This is a genomic window from Geosporobacter ferrireducens, assembly GCF_001750685.1.
In the GTDB taxonomy this organism is placed as follows: domain Bacteria; phylum Bacillota; class Clostridia; order Peptostreptococcales; family Thermotaleaceae; genus Geosporobacter; species Geosporobacter ferrireducens.
This window is the reverse complement of the sequence record NZ_CP017269.1, coordinates 349,296-368,529: the sequence shown is the minus strand read 5'-3', so window position 1 is coordinate 368,529 and position 19,234 is coordinate 349,296. Positions and strand designations below refer to the sequence as shown.

The following is a 19,234-nucleotide window of genomic DNA, read 5'->3' as shown; positions in this document are numbered from 1 at the left end:
TTGCCCTGAAGATGGGAAAGGAGCTTTTTTGTATGACAAAAATTGAAGTAAATCATTTAAATTTATATTATGGAGATTTTCAGGCCTTAATAGATGTTAACATTCCTATTCGGAAGAATAAGGTTACGGCATTAATCGGACCCTCTGGATGCGGAAAGTCAACTTTTCTACGTACATTAAACCGTATGAATGATTTGATTGATAATGTACGTATTGAAGGAGAAATATTATTGGATGGTGTGAATATTTATAGTGAAAAAAGTGATTTGATTCAGCTGCGAAAAAATGTAGGAATGGTATTCCAAAAACCAAATCCTTTTCCAAAAACAGTTTACGAAAATGTTGCTTATGGTCCCAAGATTCATGGTATTAAGGATAAGCACAAATTAGATGAGATTGTTGAAAAAAGTTTGCGGGGTGCAGCATTGTGGGAAGAAGTAAAAAATCGCTTGGACAAACCGGCGCTAGGTCTTTCTGGTGGGCAGCAGCAGCGTTTATGTATAGCCAGATGCTTAGCTGTTGAACCGGATGTACTCCTGATGGATGAGCCTACTTCTGCATTAGATCCTATTTCAACACTGAAAATTGAAGACTTATTAGAGGATCTAAAAAAGGAATATACCATCGTAATTGTAACTCACAACATGCAGCAGGCAGGTCGCGTATCAGATTATACATCCTTCTTTTTAAATGGTGAGATCATTGAAACAGATCTTACAGATAATATTTTTTCAAAGCCAAGAGACAAGAGGACAGAGGATTATATCACAGGAAGATTCGGCTAAAATAAAAATGGAGGTCGTTAACGGTGCCAAGATCACAACTAACCAATGAATTGGAGAAATTACACAATGATTTGTTAAAAATGGGAAGCATGGTAGAGGAAGCGATTTTAGATTCTATAAAATCCTTAAAGGATCAAGATGTTAAGTTAGCCAATAAAGTTATTGAGTCTGATCAATATATTAATCAAATAGAAGAAGATATCGAAGATAGGTGTATTAAATTGATTGCCACACAACAACCTATGGCAATTGACTTACGGGAAATTTGCTCTATTCTGCGTCTAATTGTAGATTTGGAGAGAATGGCAGATCACTCTGTAGATATTGCAAAAATTACGATCCAATTAGCAAATGAAAAATACATGAAGGCGCTAATTGATATACCAAGAATGGCAGATCTGGCAGCAGATATGGTGAAAAAATCTTTAGATGCTTTTGTTAAGAAAGATATTGAATTGGCAAAAGAAACCTGGCTATTAGACATAACCATCGATCAAATTTATAGCCAGATTTATAGGGAACTGCTCACCTATATGATAGAAGATCCAAGAAAAATAACACAGTCAACAAGTTTTTTATTTATCTGTGCACATATTGAGAGAATCGCTGATTATGCAAAAAATGTTTGTGAGAAAGTAGTCTATATTCAGACCGGTGACTATTGGATGAAATAAGAATCGAAACCAAATAAATCAAAGAGACAGCCTAATGTAAGGCTGTCTCTTTGATTTATTTGTGAAATGTTTATAAAAGAGATTGTAAAGTAAATAATATAACAAAGAAAGAAAATAATTGGGAGGGAATTTATGAAGGAATATACACTTACGATTCTAGTACCTTTGGTTATGGGAATGATTGCCCGTTTTTATATGATGCGCATCGATTATAGGCAATATCCCAGTTATCCTCAAGGCCTGGTTTCACATCTTACATTAGGAGTCATAGCAGCTGCATTAGGATCAGTAGCAATACCAGCATGGCTAGGAGAAATCTTGAAAAAGGAAATATAGTCGTGAGCATTGTACCTATGGAAAGGGATATTGATCTCCTCATTGAAGCGGTAAAGAGAACACCGGTATTAGAAACTACAAAGAGAAAACCATTACAGTCTAAAGTATGGGCGAAGGCAGCTGATAGATAGGAGGAGGATTCTTGTGGATTTTGGCATTAAGGATAATGTGATTGCAATCATTGCAAGAGAAGAAAATGCTTTGTCAGCAGCTACTGTTCCGGTTTTTTATGCGAAAACGGAACAACAGCAGGAAACTATTGCTTTTTATCTGTCAAAAGTTACTACAGGTATGGTTCATGATTTAGGGAATGGATGCTACGTAGTTGTAAAACATTAATTTGATAATCATTGACTTTACAAAGATAGGTATGAGATGATAATATTACGAAGCGAGTGAAAAAAAATTTGTTTTATGGTATAATATATAGCACCAGGTACTAAAACTTGATATTAAGTGGGTGGAGTCATGGAAGAAGTGCAAGGCAGAAATATTATATGTGAGGTAATAGAAGATAGCATTGCTGCAAAATTAAGTATTAAAAAAGGAGATAAGCTTTTAAAAATCAATCACCAGACTATCGAAGATATTATTGAATATATGTTTCTGCTGGCAGAGGAAGAGTTAGAGATTGAAATTGAAAAGGAAGACGGAAGTCTAAAGGTATACTCTATAAGAAAAGAATATGATGAAGATTTGGGAATTGTTTTTGAGAATCCTATTATTGATGAGGCGAAAAGCTGTCGAAACAAGTGTGTTTTTTGCTTTATCGATCAACTCCCCAAGGACATGAGAAAAACCTTATATTTTAAAGATGATGATTCCCGATTATCTTTTTTACAAGGAAACTTTATTACGCTTACAAATATGTCTGATAATGATATAGAAAAAATCATTAGATATCGGATTAGTCCCATCAATATTTCTATACATACTACAGATCCAGACCTGAGAAAGAAGATGTTAAATAATAAAACTGCTGGCAACATTATGAAACGTTTAGAAAAACTGTCCGATGCAGGAATTAGAATGAACGGGCAAATCGTACTCTGTCCTGAGATAAATGACGGAAAAAATTTGGACAAAACGATCGAAGATCTTTCCCGTCTTTATCCTGCGATGGTAAGTGTGGCAGTTGTTCCCGTAGGACTCACCCATTTTAGGGAAAATTTATATCCGCTAAGATGTTTTAATGAAAAGGAAGCAAAAGAAACCATTCATCAAATTCATCGTTGGCAAAAAAAGCTTCTGAAAGAAATTGGTTCTCGATTTATTTTTCTTTCTGATGAGTTCTATGTTACTGCAAAGCAAGAAATTCCAACCTATGAAGCTTATGAAGATTTTCCACAACTGGAAAACGGCGTGGGATTAATGGCAAAGTTTTATAAAGAAGTACAAGAACATTTGCCTTCAATACAAAACAGGGATGTCAAAGAAAAGATTGTAAGTGTGGCAACAGGTATTTCTGCGGGCGATTTTATGAAAAAATTATGTGCTGAAATTGAGAGATATCTACAACCTATTAAGATACAAGTTTATCCGATTCACAACGACTTTTTTGGAAACACCATCACAGTGTCAGGTTTGATCACAGGCAGTGATATTATAAAAGCTTTACGCCATAAACACTTAGGAGTCAAACTAATATTGCCTTCAAGTATGTTCAAGGCAGGAGAGAATATTTTATTAGATGATAAGACCACCGATGAATTAGAACGAATCTTAAATGTGCCAGTAATCATTGCAGAAGTTAGTGGGTTGGATTTTATCAATAAGATCATAAATGACGAAAGAAATATGGAGGTGTAGAAATGCCTAAACCAGTAGTAGCAGTAGTAGGCAGGCCGAATGTAGGTAAATCAACTTTTTTTAATAAGATAGCTGGAAAAAGAATATCTATTGTAGAAGATCAGCCCGGTGTTACAAGGGATAGAATCTATACAGAGGTAGAATGGTTAAATAATCAATTTACATTAATTGATACAGGAGGGATTGAGCCAAAGTCTGATGATATCATTTTATCACAAATGAAAAGGCAGGCACAGGTTGCAATTGAGACGGCAGATGTAATTATTTTCATGGTGGATGGAAAGGAAGGTTTGACAGCTTCGGATCAAGATGTGGCGAATATGCTTAGAAAGACAAACAAACCAGTGATCCTTGTAGTAAATAAAATCGATGCACAGCATTTCACAGGGAATATTTATGATTTCTATCAGTTAGGTTTAGGAGATCCGTTAGCAATCTCCTCTGTTAACGGATTAGGCTTAGGGGATCTGTTGGATGAAATTGTAGATAGGTTTTCTGACGACAGCGGAGATGACTACGAAGAGGATCGGATAAAGGTTGCTGTCATTGGCAAACCCAATGTGGGTAAATCCTCAATTATTAACACTATTTTAGGAGAGGAAAGAGTGATCGTCAGTGATATTGCAGGGACAACAAGGGACGCCATTGATACACCCTTTACCCAGGGAGAAGATAAGTATGTTTTTATTGACACAGCTGGAATCAGAAGAAAAAGTAGAATAAATGAAAATGTTGAAAAATATAGTGTTATAAGATCTCTGACTGCTATTGAGCGTGCTGAAGTATGCTTAATTGTAATAGATGCTACAGAAGGTGTTACAGAGCAAGATACAAAGGTTGCCGGTTACGCCCATGAACAGGGAAAAGCCAGTATTATTGTAGTAAACAAATGGGATGCGATTGAAAAAGAGACCAATACAATGAATACGTACACAAAAGAAATTCGAAATGAATTATCCTATATGCCCTATGCACCGATTCTTTTTGTTTCTGCAAAAACAAAACAGAGAATTCCACAAATATTAGAAACTATTAAGTTTGTGTCAAATCAGCATGCGCTTAGAGTGCAAACAGGGGTATTGAATGACATAATTGGTGAAGCGATTCTTTTAAATCAACCGCCATCTGACAAAGGAAGACGATTGAAAATCTACTACGGAACACAAGTAGCCGTTAGACCGCCCAGGTTTGTTTTCTTTATTAATGATAGAGAACTGACACACTTTTCATATACTAGATATTTAGAGAACAAAATTCGAGATGCTTTTGGCTTCGAAGGCACACCTATTTTTATTGAATATAGAGAAAAAGGTGGGGATGAATAATGTTTATGAAGAGCGTAGCTATTTTGATCAGCTACTTGATCGGGAACTTTTCTACATCTATGATCGTATCAAAACTATGGGCGAATATTGATATTAGAAAGCACGGCAGTGGAAATGCGGGATCTACCAATGTCCTACGAACTCTTGGCTTTAAGCCCGCGCTGATTACCTTCATTGGAGATGCGTTGAAAGGAATGCTTGCCGTATGGATCGGAGGAAAACTTGGCGGTGAAGATACGGTACTTTTATGCGGAATTGCTGCAATTATAGGACATAATTGGCCGCTGTTATTTGGATTTAAAGGAGGCAAGGGGATCGCAACCAGCATTGGTGTTGGTATTGCAGTAAACCCGATTGTTGCTTTTATTTGTATTGTTATAGGAATTATGATTGTGGTAAAAACAAAGTATGTCTCTCTTGGATCAATCACAGCAATAAGCTTACTCCCAATATTATTTATATTTTCAGGCTTTAAATATTTTGTATTTGGATTAGTATTGGCTTTGATGGCAATATTCCAACACAGGCAAAACATTCAAAGGCTTTTGAGCGGTACGGAATCAAAAATAGGGCAAAAATCGAGAACAAGATAGATGAGGTGCTGAAGTAATGAAAAATATAATCTGTGTAATTGGGGCAGGAAGCTGGGGAACTGCCCTTTCTATTTCCCTCTCTAAAAAGGGGCATGAAGTGCGATTATGGATGAGAGATGGAAAGCAGCTAGAACAAATGAAAATATCCAGAGAAAATGTAAGATATCTATCCGGTGTAATCCTGCCAGAAAATATAAAATTATATGGAGATTTGAGAGAGGCAATACACGGAGCAGAGCTTGTTTTGCTGACGGTGGCATCCCAGTCGGTTCGTCAAGTTATACATAGCATTAAAGATGCGGTAAAAAAGGATCAGGTCATTGTAAATGCAGCTAAAGGTTTAGAAAATGAAAGCCATCTAACAATCTCACAAGTGATAAAGGAAGAACTGCCGAATAATCCGTTTGCCGTATTATCAGGTCCATCCCATGCAGAAGAGGTTTGTAGAGATATGCCTACGACTTTGGTAGTAGGTTCAACAAAGAAAAACGTTGCGGAATTTGTACAGGATGTTTTTATTACACCGAAATTAAGAATATATACCAATCCAGATGTTATTGGAATCGAATTAGGTGGAGCATTGAAAAATGTTATTGCCCTTGGCGCAGGGATTTGCGATGGATTGGGATTTGGTGACAATGCAAAAGCTGCATTGATGACAAGAGGAATTAGAGAGATAGCTAGATTAGGCTCTGTAATGGGGGCGGATATCAATACCTTTTCAGGTTTGACTGGAATCGGGGATTTAATCGTAACCTGTACGAGTATGCATAGCAGAAATCGCAGATGTGGTATACAGATCGGGCAAGGCAAAAAAGCGCAGGAAGCGATTGAATCAATCGGAATGGTCGTTGAAGGTGTTGTAACAACAAAGGTTGCATATGAATTATCACAGCAATTCCAAGTGGAGATGCCGATAACAACAGAGATCTATAAGATACTCTATGAAGACAGCGATGCGCGGGAAGCAGTTATAAATCTTATGTTAAGAAGTAGAACCCATGAACTGGAAGAAATCGTAGGCAATCAGCAAATTGAATGGTAGAGAAAGCATGAATGAAAAAGATACCTAATAGAATTGTATTAGGTATCTTTTTCATTATTCTCATTGCAATCATTGGAATAATGAATAGTACCTTGTCATATATATATATTGTTAAACAAACCCTGTAAGTAAGAGCATTTTTTGAAGAGAAGAACATAAATATTAATATAATCATGAAAATTTTATCCATAAGGGAGGGGAAGAATTTGGAAAAGTTCGATATATACAAAGATATTGCTGAAAGAACGCAAGGAGATATCTATATCGGGGTTGTAGGACCAGTAAGAACTGGGAAGTCAACGTTCATAAAACGGTTTATGGACTTATTGGTTTTGCCCAATATCGAAAATTCGTACAGAAAAGAAAGAGCAAAGGATGAATTGCCCCAAAGCGGCGGGGGAAAAACAATTATGACAACAGAACCTAAATTTGTACCAAACGAAGCGATAGAGTTAACGCTAAAAGACAATGCAAAATTTAAGGTGCGCATGGTAGACTGTGTAGGATATCTCGTAAATGGTGCTATTGGACATCAAGAAAATGGGAAAGCAAGGATGGTTACAACACCCTGGTTTGAAAAAGAAATTCCTTTTGAGGAAGCAGCAGAAATTGGAACGAAAAAAGTAATTACGGATCATTCTACAATTGGCTTGGTAGTTACAACCGATGGCAGCATCACAGATATTGAAAGAGAGAATTATGTTGAAGCAGAAGAGAGAGTCATAAAAGAGTTGAAAGAATTAAAAAAACCTTTTGTTATGTTATTGAATTCAACTAGACCAAATCAGGAAGGTACGCTTGCATTAAGAGAACAATTGGAAGAAAAATACGCTGTTCCTGTATTGGTTGCAGACTGTGCAAAAATGAGTATGGAGCATATTAATGACATTTTAGAAAATGTACTATTTGAATTTCCGATTAAAGAAATCAATATTACGCTCCCTGGATGGGTTGAAGGTCTTGAAAGTACACATTGGTTGAAGAGTAAGATTGTGCAATCTGTAAAACAGTGGGCAAAAGACGTATCAAAAATTAATGATGTAAGAGAAGTCGCCAGTAAATTCATGGAAATTGATGTGATCTCAGAAGCAATGTTAAGTGATATTCAGTTGGGAAATGGTATTGTTCACATTCGAATGAAAACAAATGAAGGACTATTTTATAATATATTAGAAGAGGTGACGGGTTACAAAATCGAAGGAGATCACCAATTACTAGGACTCATACGAGAATTTTCAAGGGCCAAGCGAGAGTATGATCGCGTTGAGCAAGCATTATTAGATGTTAAGGAAACTGGATATGGCTTAGTGCCGCCAAGGTTGGAAGAACTAGAACTGGAAGAACCTGAAATATTCAAACAAGGCAATCGATTTGGAGTAAAACTGAGAGCCAATGCGCCTTCTCTGCATTTGATTCGAGCTGATATTGCAACAGAGGTATCACCAGTAGTTGGAACAGAAAAACAAAGCGAAGAATTACTAAAGTATCTTCTGAATGAGTTTGAAGCAGACCCAACAAAAATCTGGCAAACAAACATGTTTGGAAAATCGCTGCATGATATGGTAAAGGAACAGCTGCAGAATAAACTGTTTATGATGCCTGAGGATGCACGGAGCAAGCTTCAGAGAACACTGCAGAAGGTAATCAATGAGGGCAGCGGTGGTTTAATCTGTATTATCCTATAAGTAAAAAAATAGATAGGTTTTCCTATCTATTTTTTTCAGTTTGTGGATAAACTCTTCGCAAGATCCTCTCTGCTCCGCAACAAAGTCACTTTTATTGAATGAAACAGTTGAAAAAAGTGATACAAATATTGGAGAATATGGCGGATAATTCTTTATCTAACTGCATATCCTATAAAATGATAAGATCGCAGATCGGTGCAAGATATTGATGAGATTGATTTTGATTTTCGGAAATCAAAAAAATGCTTGCAAAATTGATATCCCTGTTTTATAATATTAAATACATGAAAAGCCCATTCGCTAAATAAAAAGGTAAAGTAAATTTTTTCATCTGGGTGTGGCGCAGCTTGGTAGCGCGCTAGAATGGGGTTCTAGAGGCCGGGAGTTCAAGTCTCCCCACTCAGACCAACAGAAAAGCATTAAGGCTTACTATCAGCTTTGATGTTTTTTTATTTTTGTTCTTTAGATTTTTAAAAAATATTGATTATCGATCGTGTAAAGTGTAGTATATAGTTATGATTTCAATTGTAAAAGGAGAGTAGAAAATGTATACACAATATATACTGCTTTCATTACAGATGCTGTTTTTTGTTACATTATTAGGATATTTTATGGTTACGATTAAAGAAAAATATTATTTACTGAATAATGTGATTATGATTGACTGTAAAGGAGTAACACAGGAGGATTTGGATGAAGTCGAGCTAAAGCATTTTAAACTGGGAAACGCGGAAATCATGGCTGGCGATGAGATGAAGATTTGTATTCATGAAAATCATAAACTTCAGGGAACGGTTCTCGGTGCAAAAATGACAAATAATAGCATTTTAATGATTACTGAATATCAGAGGGTTGAAGCAATATCGATCAAGGACATAAAAAATTTTAAAATTATCAGTAGATACGGAAAGTTCTTCAAAATTATTTAGGCACCTTTAGGTGCTTTTTTTCATTAATAGAATAAGATTAAGATTCTAGTACTTTGTTACTAATTAAAATTTATACAGGCTGCATGCAGGAAAAACTGTGAAAATGAAGAATTATACAGTGATAGAAACCAATCAAACTTATTGTAGGTGAAGGTAGTGAGTGATAAAAAGAACCAGAAAAAAAGAAGAGTAGGTATTTTTCCTTATCTTTTCTTTGGGACGATTGTGTTATATCTGTTAATCCATTTTGCGCCCATTGTAATGTCTTCTGCTGCAGAAACAGAAGTTGTAAAATATGATAGCATACAGATCATTCATCAAATGACTTGTTATATTATCCGGAACGAGAAACTTATTAAATCAAATCAAGAGGGTGAAATTAAATATTTTGCGCAAGAAGGAGAACGGGTAAAAAAAGGATATAAAATAGCTGAGATTTATAAGGATGCGGTAGACGATGCTACCAGAAAGAAGCTGGAAGTCGTCAATCAAAGAATTGAGAATCTAAATGAGAATAAGGAAAACCTATTTGAGCGGGATGTTGAAAAGTTAGATACAGAAATTCATAAAACCATATCCCAGTTGAAAGAATATAATGAGAAAGGCAATCTACTAAAGGTAGAAGAACTAAAAAAAGAATTAACAAGCAAATTGGATAAAAAACGTATTATCGCAGGAGACAAAAGCTTCGCGGGTAAAAACTTAGAAGCGCTAAAGCAGGAACAGCAACAGCTGGAAAAAAAGATTAATAATTCTATCAGCTGGATGTTAAGTCCTGAGCCTGGAATTGTCAGCTATCAGATTGATGGATATGAATCCATATTAAATCCATCTAATATGGCAGCGCTGGAATATGAGAAGATTAGTAAGATTGAACCTCAAATAACGGATTTGCGCGTACAAAAAGTGATCCGTACCCAGCCATTGTTCAAAATTGTGGATAATAATATTTGGTATATGGTTACCTGGCTGGATAAAGGCTTGTTAGATCAATATAAAGTAGGAAGAACCATTGAATTTAAGTTTCCTCAAGGGCAAATTAAGGGACAAATATTTAGAGTTATTGAAAATGATAAAAATATAGCTGTTATTTTTAAAATAGATGAATATATTGAGGGATTTTATAAAACCAGAAATATAGATCTAGAGGCAGTCGTATTGAATTATGAAGGACTTAAAGTTCCAAAAGAAAGCATATTAGAGAAAGATGGCAAAAAAGGCGTTTTGGTATTGGATATTAATCGAAATGCTACCTTTAAACCGGTAAAAGTAAAAGGGTATGATGAAGTATCCGCGATTGTGCATAGTAATGTGTTTTACGAAATAGAAGGTGACCAACAAAAGGCAGTAGATACGATCAAACTGTATGATGAAATTGTTAAAAATCCTTCACGCGTTAAGGAAGGGCAGATGATTTATTAATTACCGAGGAGGCAAGCTATGTCCCAAATTACAGATAACATCACTGATATAAGACAGGAAATTGCAGATACATGTAAAAAGTTAGGAAAGAAACCAGAAGAGGTTCAATTGATTGCAGTTACAAAAACCATAGAGCCTGAGCGAATTAATGAAGCAATTGCAAATGGGATTACGGATATTGGAGAAAACAAGGTGCAAGAAATAATGGATAAATACACCCTCGTTTCTCCTATAAACTGGCATATGATTGGACATTTGCAAACGAATAAAGTAAAATATATTATTGATAAGGTAAAATTAATTCATTCATTAGACCGTATCAGCCTTGCAGAAGAGATACAAAAGCGGGCTGAGCGGATAAATCGTGCCGTTGATGTGTTGGTACAGGTAAATATAGGACAAGAAGAAACCAAATCCGGAATCGAACCAGATGAGGTATATGATTTTGTAGCGGCATTACGGCCTTTCTCATACATTCAGGTGAAGGGTCTTATGACTGTTGCTCCCTATAAGGAAGATCCTGAGGAGGTAAGGCCCTATTTCAATACGATGAAAGAAGTTTTTGAAAGGATTCGTGCTAAGAATCTACCGGGTATAGAGATGAAATACTTATCAATGGGAATGACAAATGATTATAAAGTTGCCATTGAAGAAGGTGCAAATATAATTCGGGTTGGAACTGCAATTTTTGGAAGTAGAATTTATCGAAAGTGAAAGGAGAAGGTATATGTCAAATAAATTTCTCAATAAGGTAAAATATTTCATGGGGCTAGATGATTATCAGGAGGACGATGACGATTTTGTAGAAACCTCTGTGGAAGAAGATGAAGAAATTATTCCCCTGAATAGCAAGAAAAACAAGATTGTAAATATACATACAACAACGCAAATGAAGGTAGTAATTTATGAGCCTAGTGAATTTGAGGAGGCTCCCAGTATTGTAGATAATCTCAAAAACCGCAAGCCGGTGATCATTAATTTAGAAACCTTAGATCAGGAATTAGCAAAAAAAATCTTTGATTTTCTAAATGGAGCAGTATATGCATTAGATGGAAATATTCAGAAGGTATCAAAGGGAATATTTATATTGGCACCAAACAATGTGGATATTTCTGGAAATATAAGGGAAGAATTAAGAAATAAAGGTTTATTTCCTTGGCAAAAATAGATTTTAGGCGGTGAAATTTATGTGGCTTATAAGACAGTCGGTAGATTATTTTTTCCGGGTATTGGATTTTTTGATTATCGCAAGGATTATCATGTCTTGGATAAACTTAAATCCCTATGGATCAGTTTATAAACTGGTACATCAATTAACAGAACCAATTTTAGCACCTTTTCGAAACTTGTTGATACGCTTAGGTATAGGTGGCGGATTTATTGATTTTTCACCAATATTGGCTGTATTTACCTTGAGTATCGTGCGAAATTTTATCATCAGCCTATTATAGAGGTAAATAATTAATGGATAAAGAAAAGTTGACAAGACATTTGACTCATGTGCAGGATAAGCTTCTAGTCTTAAGAATGCTGGATAAGGCAGAAAGAGTGGCAAAACAGTATACACCCTATTATACGGACTTTTTAGATCCTTATCAGATTACCCTTTGCAAAAATGTTTTAGATAATCTTCAAGATGTAGCCTATTGTACTTTTGGGGGCATAGAAAATGCTGAGAGAAATGTTTTGGCAATCTATCCCGAGACCATGACAGCATATGCATTGGAAAATCCATTGGAGGCCCTCCGAATCACTGGAAATTTTTCTAAAGCAGATATTACGCATAGGGATGTCTTGGGAGCAGTGCTGGGATTGGGAATTAAAAGAGAAAAAATCGGAGATATATTGGCAGGAGAAGGGGAAATAGATTTTATTACCTTCAAAGAAATCTGCAGCTTTCTCTGCATAAGTTTAGAGAAAATATCAAGATATAAGATCAATATAGAACCAGCGGCCTTTGATACGCTGCAAAAGCCAACGGAACAATCCAAGCAAATTGTGGGTACCGTGAGCTCTTTACGATTGGATAGCATATTGGCATTGGGATTTGGAGAATCAAGGAGCGGGATATCTAAGTTTATTCATCATGACAATGTAAAGGTCAATTGGAGAGCAACAAATCGTATGGATTATGAAGTAAAATCAGGTGACGTTATCTCCTTGAAGGGAAAAGGGAGAATCATACTTGAAGAGGTTGGAAGCAAGACGAAGAAGGACAGACTAAAAGTTGTGATCAAGAGACTGATATAGGGGAGGGGTTCATGTGATTACACCATTAGAGATACAAAATAAAGAATTTAAGAAGGTCATGAGGGGTTACAAAGAAAGTGAAGTAGATGAATTCTTAGATCGTATCATTGTTGATTATGAAAAGCTTTACAAGGAAAATATAGAGTTGAAGGATAAAATTACACTGTTGAATGAGCAGATTGAGCGATATGCCAATTTGGAAAAGACATTAAATAATACATTGATCGTAGCGCAAAGTACGGCGGAAGAAGTTGCCACAAATGCACATCGAAAAGCCGAGCTGATTATTAAAGAAGCAGAGGATCGTGCCAGTAAAATCATTGAGCAGGCCAATCAGGAAATTATGAAAGCACGCAGAGAGCACGAGGAAGTTAAAAAGCAGATGCAAATCTTTAGAACGAGATTTAAAACATTGTTAGAAGCACAGCTAGAAGCGGTAACCACTACATGTAGTGAGATTATCAATGATGACGATGATGCAGAATAATTAGTTTGTCCTCGTTTTTTGGAACGAGGATTTCCTCTTTAAATGATTGTAACAAAAACCAAGAGATATTATAAAATTTAACACTTGAAAAAATATAGGAGGAATAAAAGAATGGGTATAATAGGCATTATTGGTGCGATGGACGAAGAAATACATATTTTAAAAGGAAAAATGGAACTGACAGAAACGATCGAACTTGCGGGAATGAAATTTCATAAGGGGCAATTAAAGGATAAAGCTGTGGTACTTGTAAGAAGTGGTATTGGAAAGGTAAATGCTGCGGTATGTGCCCAAATACTTATTAGTAATTTTGATGTTTCTACGATAATTAATACAGGGGTAGCAGGAGCAGTACATGATGCATTATCTGTTGGAGACATTGTGATTTCTTCAGATGTTATTGAGCATGATTTTGATGTTACCGGTTTTGGCGGCTATAAACTTGGGCAGATTCCGAGAATGGATGAATATATTTTTAAGGCTGATAAAAAAATAATAGACATTGCACTGAATGCCAGCAAAAAAGAAAATGAAAATCATAAAACCATGGTAGGGCGTATTTTATCAGGAGATATTTTTGTAGCTTCCAGGGAGAAGAAAGATTTATTATGGGGGGAGTTCCAGGGTTATTGCACAGAAATGGAAGGTGCTGCCATTGGACATACCTGTTATTTGAATCAAGTTCCTTTTGTGATTATACGAGCCATGTCGGATAAAGCTGATGGCAGTGCACATGTCAATTTTAATGAGTTTGTTCATCAAGCAGCCAATCATTCGAGTCAAATCGTAATCGATATGATACAACATATGTAACAAATATTGCTGCAGCTAAGTAATAGCTATAAATACATTAGATAGGGATTCCCCTATCTTTTTTGTTTATTTATTATATATTAAGTCTAAAAGTTGGGTAATAACACAATGAATCCGTATAGGAATTCTTTGAAAGAAAAAAATATAATCATATAATTCTTGCAAATAGAAATAGATATAAAGAAAGAGAGCATGATGGAGGAGAGCATTTATGAACGAGCATAAAAAATTGGAGGAACTGGAAGATCGTTTAGAAAAAATTGCTACAAATTTAGAACGTATGAAGTTAGCTGATTACGTGGATATTATAAATAATCCCAAAAAATTATTATATACCAACTTTATCGGCGGCTTAGCCCGCGGCTTGGGGACTGCCATCGGACTTACCGCTCTAGCGGCTGTATTATTTTACATTATGCGTCAAACCGTCAATTTGCCATTGATTGGACAATACATAGCAAATCTATTAGACATTATTGAGAATTATCGATAAGGAGGCAAGCCATTGAACAAAAGAAAATTAAATCATTACAAAGAATTGTTAATGAATGAAAAAAAAGAGGTAGAGGATACGCTGCGAAGAATGGATGAGTTTGAGCCAAATGCTTCTTTAAGAGAATATTTTGATGAACTGTCTGCCTATGATAACCATCCTGCGGATATTGGAACAGAAACCTATGAAATGGAAATGAATTTTAATCTGAAAAATAACGAAGCACTTCGTCTAAAGGAAATTGATCAGGCACTTGATAAAATTGCAGACGGAAGCTATGGAAATTGTATTACTTGTGGGAAAGAGATCCCTGAGGATAGGCTGGAGATATTGCCTACGGCGATTCAATGCATGGATTGTGATAATAAGGGATTATCTATTCATAAGGAAGTAGACACTAGGCCGGTAGAAGAAGAGGTATTGTATCCTCCTTTTGGAAGAAGCTATAAGGATAACGATGAAAATTATAATGGTTTTGATGGTGAAGACAGCTGGCAGGCTGTAGTAAGATTTAATGACGTTCCGAATGATCCGTCCGATAGTACAGGCGATTATTTTGGGGATTTCGATGAAGGGGAAAGTGGAATCGTTCAAGAAGTAGAGCAAATTTCTGAAGAATATTATAGAGGACAGATTCCAGGATTAGAGCGGGATGATATACCAGATCATCAAAAGAAAAGAAAATAGGTGAGATAAAATGATAAGAGTAACGGGGTATTTTCAATCCATATATGATGCACAAAAGACTTACAATCAGCTCAAAAAACAGGGTTATAAAAATGCTGCACTGGATATAATTGATAGATTTCCCAAGAATACCGATCAAATACGAGAAAACGTACTCGGCGGAGATGAAGGTAGTTTGTCTGCACTTGTTCTTAAACCTGGGGAAGGAGAGTTTTCCATGGAGGCAAGACCAATGCTTGCAGCAGATCCTCATGTAAGTGGAATGGCAGGGTTTTCCGAAATCACGGATGCAAATATCATGGTTTCTGTTACTGTGGAAGAAGGAGAAGAAGATATTGTAAAAAAACAGATCCAGGATAATGGCGGAGAAGTATAAAAGTGGAGCGCTGCTTCACTTTTTATTCTTTTTAGTTATAACAGCAAAAGAATTATGTTATAATCATAGAGACAAATATTAGGGAGGGGTCGCATGAATTATTTCCTTATTATCACACTATTAGCCTTAGATCAAATAACAAAGTATATGGTGAAAAACCGATTCATGGTAAATGAGTCTATTGCTATTATTGAAAATGTCTTTCATCTTACATATGTTAGAAACTTTGGTGCGGCCTTTGGGATATTAAAGCACCAAAAACTATTTTTTATTGTTTTGACTACTGCTGTGTTGATTGGAATTATTATTTTTTTACGGAAACAACCGCGTATTCATTCTATCGTTAAATTTAGCTTATCACTTATTGTAAGTGGTGCGGTGGGAAATCTTATTGACCGAGTGGCATACGGATATGTAATTGATTTTTTTGATTTTAGAATTTGGCCTGTTTTTAATATTGCAGACATGGCAATTGTAATAGGTGCATTTTTGCTCAGCTATTATTTGATTTTTATTGAGCCCTCTTTATAAGAAAGGAGGACAAATATGGAAAGGCAAGTTTTTATTGTAGATGACCACGAGGAAGATACGCGATTAGATTTATATTTATCAAATCAAATGGATCAACTTTCCAGAAGCTTTATACAGAAGTTGATCGAGCAGGAAAAAATAAAAATTAATGGACAGCGGGAAACGCTAAAAAAGTATAAGGTAAAAGAAAATGATGTGATTGAAATAGAAATTCCATTGCCGAAAAAGCTGGATATTCAACCGGAAAATATTCCAGTGACCATCGTTTTCGAAGACGATGATGTGGTGATTGTTGATAAACCTCAGGGAATGGTCGTTCATCCTGCACCAGGCAATTACACGGGTACCCTGGTAAATGCATTACTGTATCACTGCAAGACCTTGTCCTCCATTAATGGCATTATTCGTCCTGGTATCGTTCATCGAATCGATAAGGATACCAGTGGCTTGCTCATGGTAGCTAAAAATGATAAGGCCCATCGGTGTCTGGCAGAGCAATTGAAAGAGCACTCCATACATCGTGTGTATGCCGCATTCGTTTACGGAAATATAAAAGAAGATAAAGGAACTATTGATGCGCCTATCGGGAGACATCCTGTAGATCGACTAAAAATGGCAGTAACCGATAGAAACAGTAAGACCGCCATAACACATTTTGAAGTACTGCAAAGGTTTGGAAATTATACACTTATTGAGGCCAAGCTTGAAACTGGCAGAACACATCAAATACGTGTACATATGTCTTACATACAACACCCACTCGTGGGAGATCCTGTATATGGACCTAAAAAGGAGAAATTTAATTTGCAAGGACAGGCTCTTCACGCAAAAGAATTAGGATTTGTCCATCCCTCTACAGGTTTGTATATAGAATTTAAATCGCCTTTGCCTGATTATTTTAATAAACTATTGCAAATAATAGAAAATGGCAGTAGACAAAATTAGTCATTTATGTTAATCTAATATACAGAGTAAGCCTTTAAAGTAGCCCTGTGAGGTTAAGAAGGATTCTACAATAGTATTAGCGGCATATGGCCATGTAGACAAACTTTCTGCCCACAGGTAGAAAGTTTTTTTATTTGACCTGAAATGAGGTGGAATTATGAATTTTAAGGCTCAAATCATGGATGAACAGGCAATACAAAGAGCAATTACAAGAATAGCCCACGAGATTATTGAGAAGAATAAAGGAGTAGAGGATGTAATTCTAGTTGGCATCAAAACGAGAGGAGTTCCATTAGCTTCTAGATTGGCCGAGAAAATTGAGGCCATTGAAAAAATAAAAGTAAATGTAGGAACATTAGATATAACTCTTTATCGTGATGATCTGAGCAAATTAGGTGATAATCCTGTATTAAACAACACAAATATTGATTTTGATTTAAAGGACAAAGCCATCGTACTGGTAGATGATGTTTTATTTACGGGGCGGACTGTAAGGGCAGCCATGGATGCAATCATGGATATCGGTAGGCCGAGATCAATACAATTAGCTGTTTTGATTGATCGGGGACATAGAGAACTGCCCATTCGAGCAGACTTTGTTGGAAAGAATGTACCCACTTCAAACGAAGAAATTGTTTGTGTACATTTTAATGAAATTGATAACATCAATGATGTTACAATAAATGAAAAAGATACTTAAAAGGCATCAACCTTTTAATTCAGTCCGGCGAGGCTGAAAAGGGAGATAGCAATACTTATCTCCCTCCTTAACTAAAATAAAGGAGGAATTTTTATGGCGGAAAAAACAATGGAGCTAAGAAGTGGCATGAATCAATTTGATGGTGTTCGTTTAGAGAAAAAACTAGTATTGGGAATACAGCATGTATTGGCTATGTTTGGTGCAACTGTATTAGTACCCATCTTAACAGGGTTAAATCCGGCAGTTGCATTGTTGGCAGCAGGCTGTGGAACACTTTTATTTCACTATGTTACAGAAGGCAAAGTACCCGTATTCCTCGGTTCGAGTTTTGCATTTATTCCGGTTATACAGTTAGTGGATAAGGCCTACGGTGGTTTGGAGTACGCACAGGGTGGTATTGTTGTAGCCGGTGCGATGTATGTCTTGCTTTCAGCTTTTGTTAAGGTGTTTGGTGTTGAGAAGATTAAGAGCTATTTACCTCCGATTGTAACTGGACCTATGATTATGGTAATTGGTTTAAATCTTAGCCCGGTAGCAATTCGTATGGCAGCAAGTCATTGGCCGATAGCGATCGCTGTGGTATTGACGGTAATAGGCGTATCTATATTTGCTAAAGGATTCTTTAAAATGCTGCCAATTCTGGCGGGTGTTACTGTAGGATATATTCTGTCTCTAAGCATGGGCTTGGTGGATATGACTGCAATCCAACAAGCAAATTTTCTAGCTTTACCTGGAGTCACATTCCCTAAATTTAGCTTAGGTGCCATCGCTGTAGTTGCACCTATTGTAGCTGTTGTATTTATGGAACATATCGGTGATATTACAACAAATGGTGCGGTAGTAGGAAAAGATTTCTTTAAAGATCCTGGACTGCATAGAACGCTTTTAGGCGATGGTTTGGCGACAATGTTTGCAGGCATGATTGGTGGCCCTGCAAATACTACCTATGGTGAAAACACTGGTGTATTAGCTGTAACAAAGGTATATGATCCTTCTATACTAAGGATCGCCGCTTGCATTGCAATCGGGCTTAGCTTTGTCGGTAAATTCGGCGCCATGCTGCAAACTATACCAACAGCTGTAATGGGCGGAATTAGTTTAATCTTATTTGGTATGATTACGAGTGTAGGATTGAGAACAGTGGCAGAAGGGAACATAGATTTTACAAGCAATAGAAACCTTATCATTGCCTCTCTCATTCTAGTAGTAGGCATTGGAGCCTCCGTTGTAACAGATATATCAGTAGGAATTAGGATTACAAAGGATATTCAATTGACTGGTTTGAGCTTGGCAGCTGTAATTGGAATTGTAGCCAATAAAATCCTGCCAACGGAAAAGTAATTCCAACA

At 36.2% G+C, this 19,234-nt stretch carries 25 protein-coding genes and 1 tRNA gene; all 26 read left to right on the top strand.

Annotated elements, in window-relative coordinates; translation table 11 throughout:
- Positions 1-32: 32 nt before the first annotated feature.
- The 26 genes from pstB (at position 33) to Gferi_RS01755 (ending at position 19,226) form a co-directional block, all read left to right on the top strand.
- A complete protein-coding gene (gene pstB / locus Gferi_RS01875; protein WP_069974003.1) occupies positions 33-785 on the top strand; it encodes a phosphate ABC transporter ATP-binding protein PstB in 753 nt (250 codons plus the stop codon).
- Positions 786-808: 23 nt separating this feature from the next.
- Positions 809-1,459, top strand: coding sequence for a phosphate signaling complex protein PhoU (gene phoU / locus Gferi_RS01870; RefSeq protein ID WP_156782307.1), 651 nt, complete (start codon positions 809-811; stop codon positions 1,457-1,459).
- A 132-nt stretch (positions 1,460-1,591) separates the two neighbouring features.
- Positions 1,592-1,795: a YIEGIA domain-containing protein gene (locus tag Gferi_RS01865; protein ID WP_069974002.1), complete on the top strand. Its 204-nt coding sequence runs from the start codon at positions 1,592-1,594 to the stop codon at positions 1,793-1,795.
- A gap of 2 nt (positions 1,796-1,797) precedes the next feature.
- A complete protein-coding gene (locus tag Gferi_RS27930; RefSeq protein WP_236932678.1) occupies positions 1,798-1,926 on the top strand; it encodes a YIEGIA domain-containing protein in 129 nt (42 codons plus the stop codon).
- 13 nt (positions 1,927-1,939) lie between these two features.
- On the top strand, positions 1,940-2,134 hold the full coding sequence (locus tag Gferi_RS01860; RefSeq protein WP_069974001.1) for a capping complex subunit for YIEGIA: 195 nt from the start codon (positions 1,940-1,942) through the stop codon (positions 2,132-2,134).
- Between the two features lie 129 nt (positions 2,135-2,263).
- Complete coding sequence (locus Gferi_RS01855) at positions 2,264-3,604, top strand: DUF512 domain-containing protein (protein WP_069973999.1); 1,341 nt, start codon at positions 2,264-2,266, stop codon at positions 3,602-3,604.
- 2 nt (positions 3,605-3,606) lie between these two features.
- Positions 3,607-4,929, top strand: a complete 1,323-nt coding sequence (gene der, locus Gferi_RS01850) for a ribosome biogenesis GTPase Der (RefSeq protein ID WP_069973998.1) — start codon at positions 3,607-3,609, stop codon at positions 4,927-4,929.
- Positions 4,929-5,522: a glycerol-3-phosphate 1-O-acyltransferase PlsY gene (gene plsY / locus Gferi_RS01845; protein ID WP_069973996.1), complete on the top strand. Its 594-nt coding sequence runs from the start codon at positions 4,929-4,931 to the stop codon at positions 5,520-5,522. The genes der and plsY overlap by 1 nt, the downstream gene beginning before the upstream one ends.
- Before the next feature lie 16 nt (positions 5,523-5,538).
- Positions 5,539-6,567: an NAD(P)H-dependent glycerol-3-phosphate dehydrogenase gene (locus Gferi_RS01840; protein WP_069973994.1), complete on the top strand. Its 1,029-nt coding sequence runs from the start codon at positions 5,539-5,541 to the stop codon at positions 6,565-6,567.
- Between the two features lie 206 nt (positions 6,568-6,773).
- The gene (gene spoIVA, locus Gferi_RS01835) at positions 6,774-8,252 is read left to right on the top strand and encodes a stage IV sporulation protein A (RefSeq protein ID WP_069973993.1); all 1,479 of its coding nucleotides are present in this window, start codon (positions 6,774-6,776) and stop codon (positions 8,250-8,252) included.
- Positions 8,253-8,583: 331 nt separating this feature from the next.
- Positions 8,584-8,660: transfer RNA gene (locus Gferi_RS01830), tRNA-Pro, on the top strand.
- Between the two features lie 137 nt (positions 8,661-8,797).
- Positions 8,798-9,181: a hypothetical protein gene (locus Gferi_RS01825; RefSeq protein ID WP_069973992.1), complete on the top strand. Its 384-nt coding sequence runs from the start codon at positions 8,798-8,800 to the stop codon at positions 9,179-9,181.
- 156 nt (positions 9,182-9,337) lie between these two features.
- Positions 9,338-10,603 carry an HlyD family efflux transporter periplasmic adaptor subunit gene (locus tag Gferi_RS01820; protein ID WP_069973991.1) on the top strand — a complete coding sequence of 422 codons (1,266 nt, stop codon included), beginning with the start codon at positions 9,338-9,340 and terminating at the stop codon, positions 10,601-10,603.
- 18 nt (positions 10,604-10,621) lie between these two features.
- On the top strand, positions 10,622-11,317 hold the full coding sequence (locus Gferi_RS01815; RefSeq protein WP_069973990.1) for a YggS family pyridoxal phosphate-dependent enzyme: 696 nt from the start codon (positions 10,622-10,624) through the stop codon (positions 11,315-11,317).
- A 13-nt stretch (positions 11,318-11,330) separates the two neighbouring features.
- The gene (locus tag Gferi_RS01810) at positions 11,331-11,771 is read left to right on the top strand and encodes a cell division protein SepF (protein ID WP_069973989.1); all 441 of its coding nucleotides are present in this window, start codon (positions 11,331-11,333) and stop codon (positions 11,769-11,771) included.
- Positions 11,772-11,790: 19 nt separating this feature from the next.
- Entirely contained in the window at positions 11,791-12,054 is a 264-nt protein-coding gene (locus Gferi_RS01805; RefSeq protein WP_069973988.1) for a YggT family protein, read from the top strand.
- Positions 12,055-12,067: 13 nt separating this feature from the next.
- Positions 12,068-12,853: a YlmH family RNA-binding protein gene (locus tag Gferi_RS01800; protein ID WP_069973987.1), complete on the top strand. Its 786-nt coding sequence runs from the start codon at positions 12,068-12,070 to the stop codon at positions 12,851-12,853.
- Positions 12,854-12,866: 13 nt separating this feature from the next.
- A complete protein-coding gene (locus Gferi_RS01795) occupies positions 12,867-13,340 on the top strand; it encodes a DivIVA domain-containing protein (RefSeq protein ID WP_069973986.1) in 474 nt (157 codons plus the stop codon).
- Positions 13,341-13,451: 111 nt separating this feature from the next.
- The gene (locus tag Gferi_RS01790; RefSeq protein WP_069973985.1) at positions 13,452-14,153 is read left to right on the top strand and encodes a 5'-methylthioadenosine/adenosylhomocysteine nucleosidase; all 702 of its coding nucleotides are present in this window, start codon (positions 13,452-13,454) and stop codon (positions 14,151-14,153) included.
- Positions 14,154-14,364: 211 nt separating this feature from the next.
- Positions 14,365-14,646: a DUF5665 domain-containing protein gene (locus Gferi_RS01785; protein WP_069973984.1), complete on the top strand. Its 282-nt coding sequence runs from the start codon at positions 14,365-14,367 to the stop codon at positions 14,644-14,646.
- Positions 14,647-14,658: 12 nt separating this feature from the next.
- Positions 14,659-15,333 (top strand): TraR/DksA C4-type zinc finger protein, encoded by a 675-nt coding sequence (locus Gferi_RS01780; protein ID WP_069973983.1) that lies wholly within the window; start codon positions 14,659-14,661, stop codon positions 15,331-15,333.
- 10 nt (positions 15,334-15,343) lie between these two features.
- Positions 15,344-15,709 (top strand): hypothetical protein, encoded by a 366-nt coding sequence (locus Gferi_RS01775; RefSeq protein ID WP_069973982.1) that lies wholly within the window; start codon positions 15,344-15,346, stop codon positions 15,707-15,709.
- Between the two features lie 93 nt (positions 15,710-15,802).
- Entirely contained in the window at positions 15,803-16,240 is a 438-nt protein-coding gene (gene lspA / locus Gferi_RS01770; RefSeq protein WP_069973981.1) for a signal peptidase II, read from the top strand.
- 15 nt (positions 16,241-16,255) lie between these two features.
- On the top strand, positions 16,256-17,185 hold the full coding sequence (locus Gferi_RS01765; RefSeq protein ID WP_069973980.1) for an RluA family pseudouridine synthase: 930 nt from the start codon (positions 16,256-16,258) through the stop codon (positions 17,183-17,185).
- Positions 17,186-17,342: 157 nt separating this feature from the next.
- Positions 17,343-17,885 carry a bifunctional pyr operon transcriptional regulator/uracil phosphoribosyltransferase PyrR gene (gene pyrR, locus Gferi_RS01760; RefSeq protein WP_069973979.1) on the top strand — a complete coding sequence of 181 codons (543 nt, stop codon included), beginning with the start codon at positions 17,343-17,345 and terminating at the stop codon, positions 17,883-17,885.
- A gap of 108 nt (positions 17,886-17,993) precedes the next feature.
- Positions 17,994-19,226, top strand: a complete 1,233-nt coding sequence (locus Gferi_RS01755; RefSeq protein ID WP_408607503.1) for a uracil-xanthine permease family protein — start codon at positions 17,994-17,996, stop codon at positions 19,224-19,226.
- Positions 19,227-19,234 lie beyond the last annotated feature (8 nt).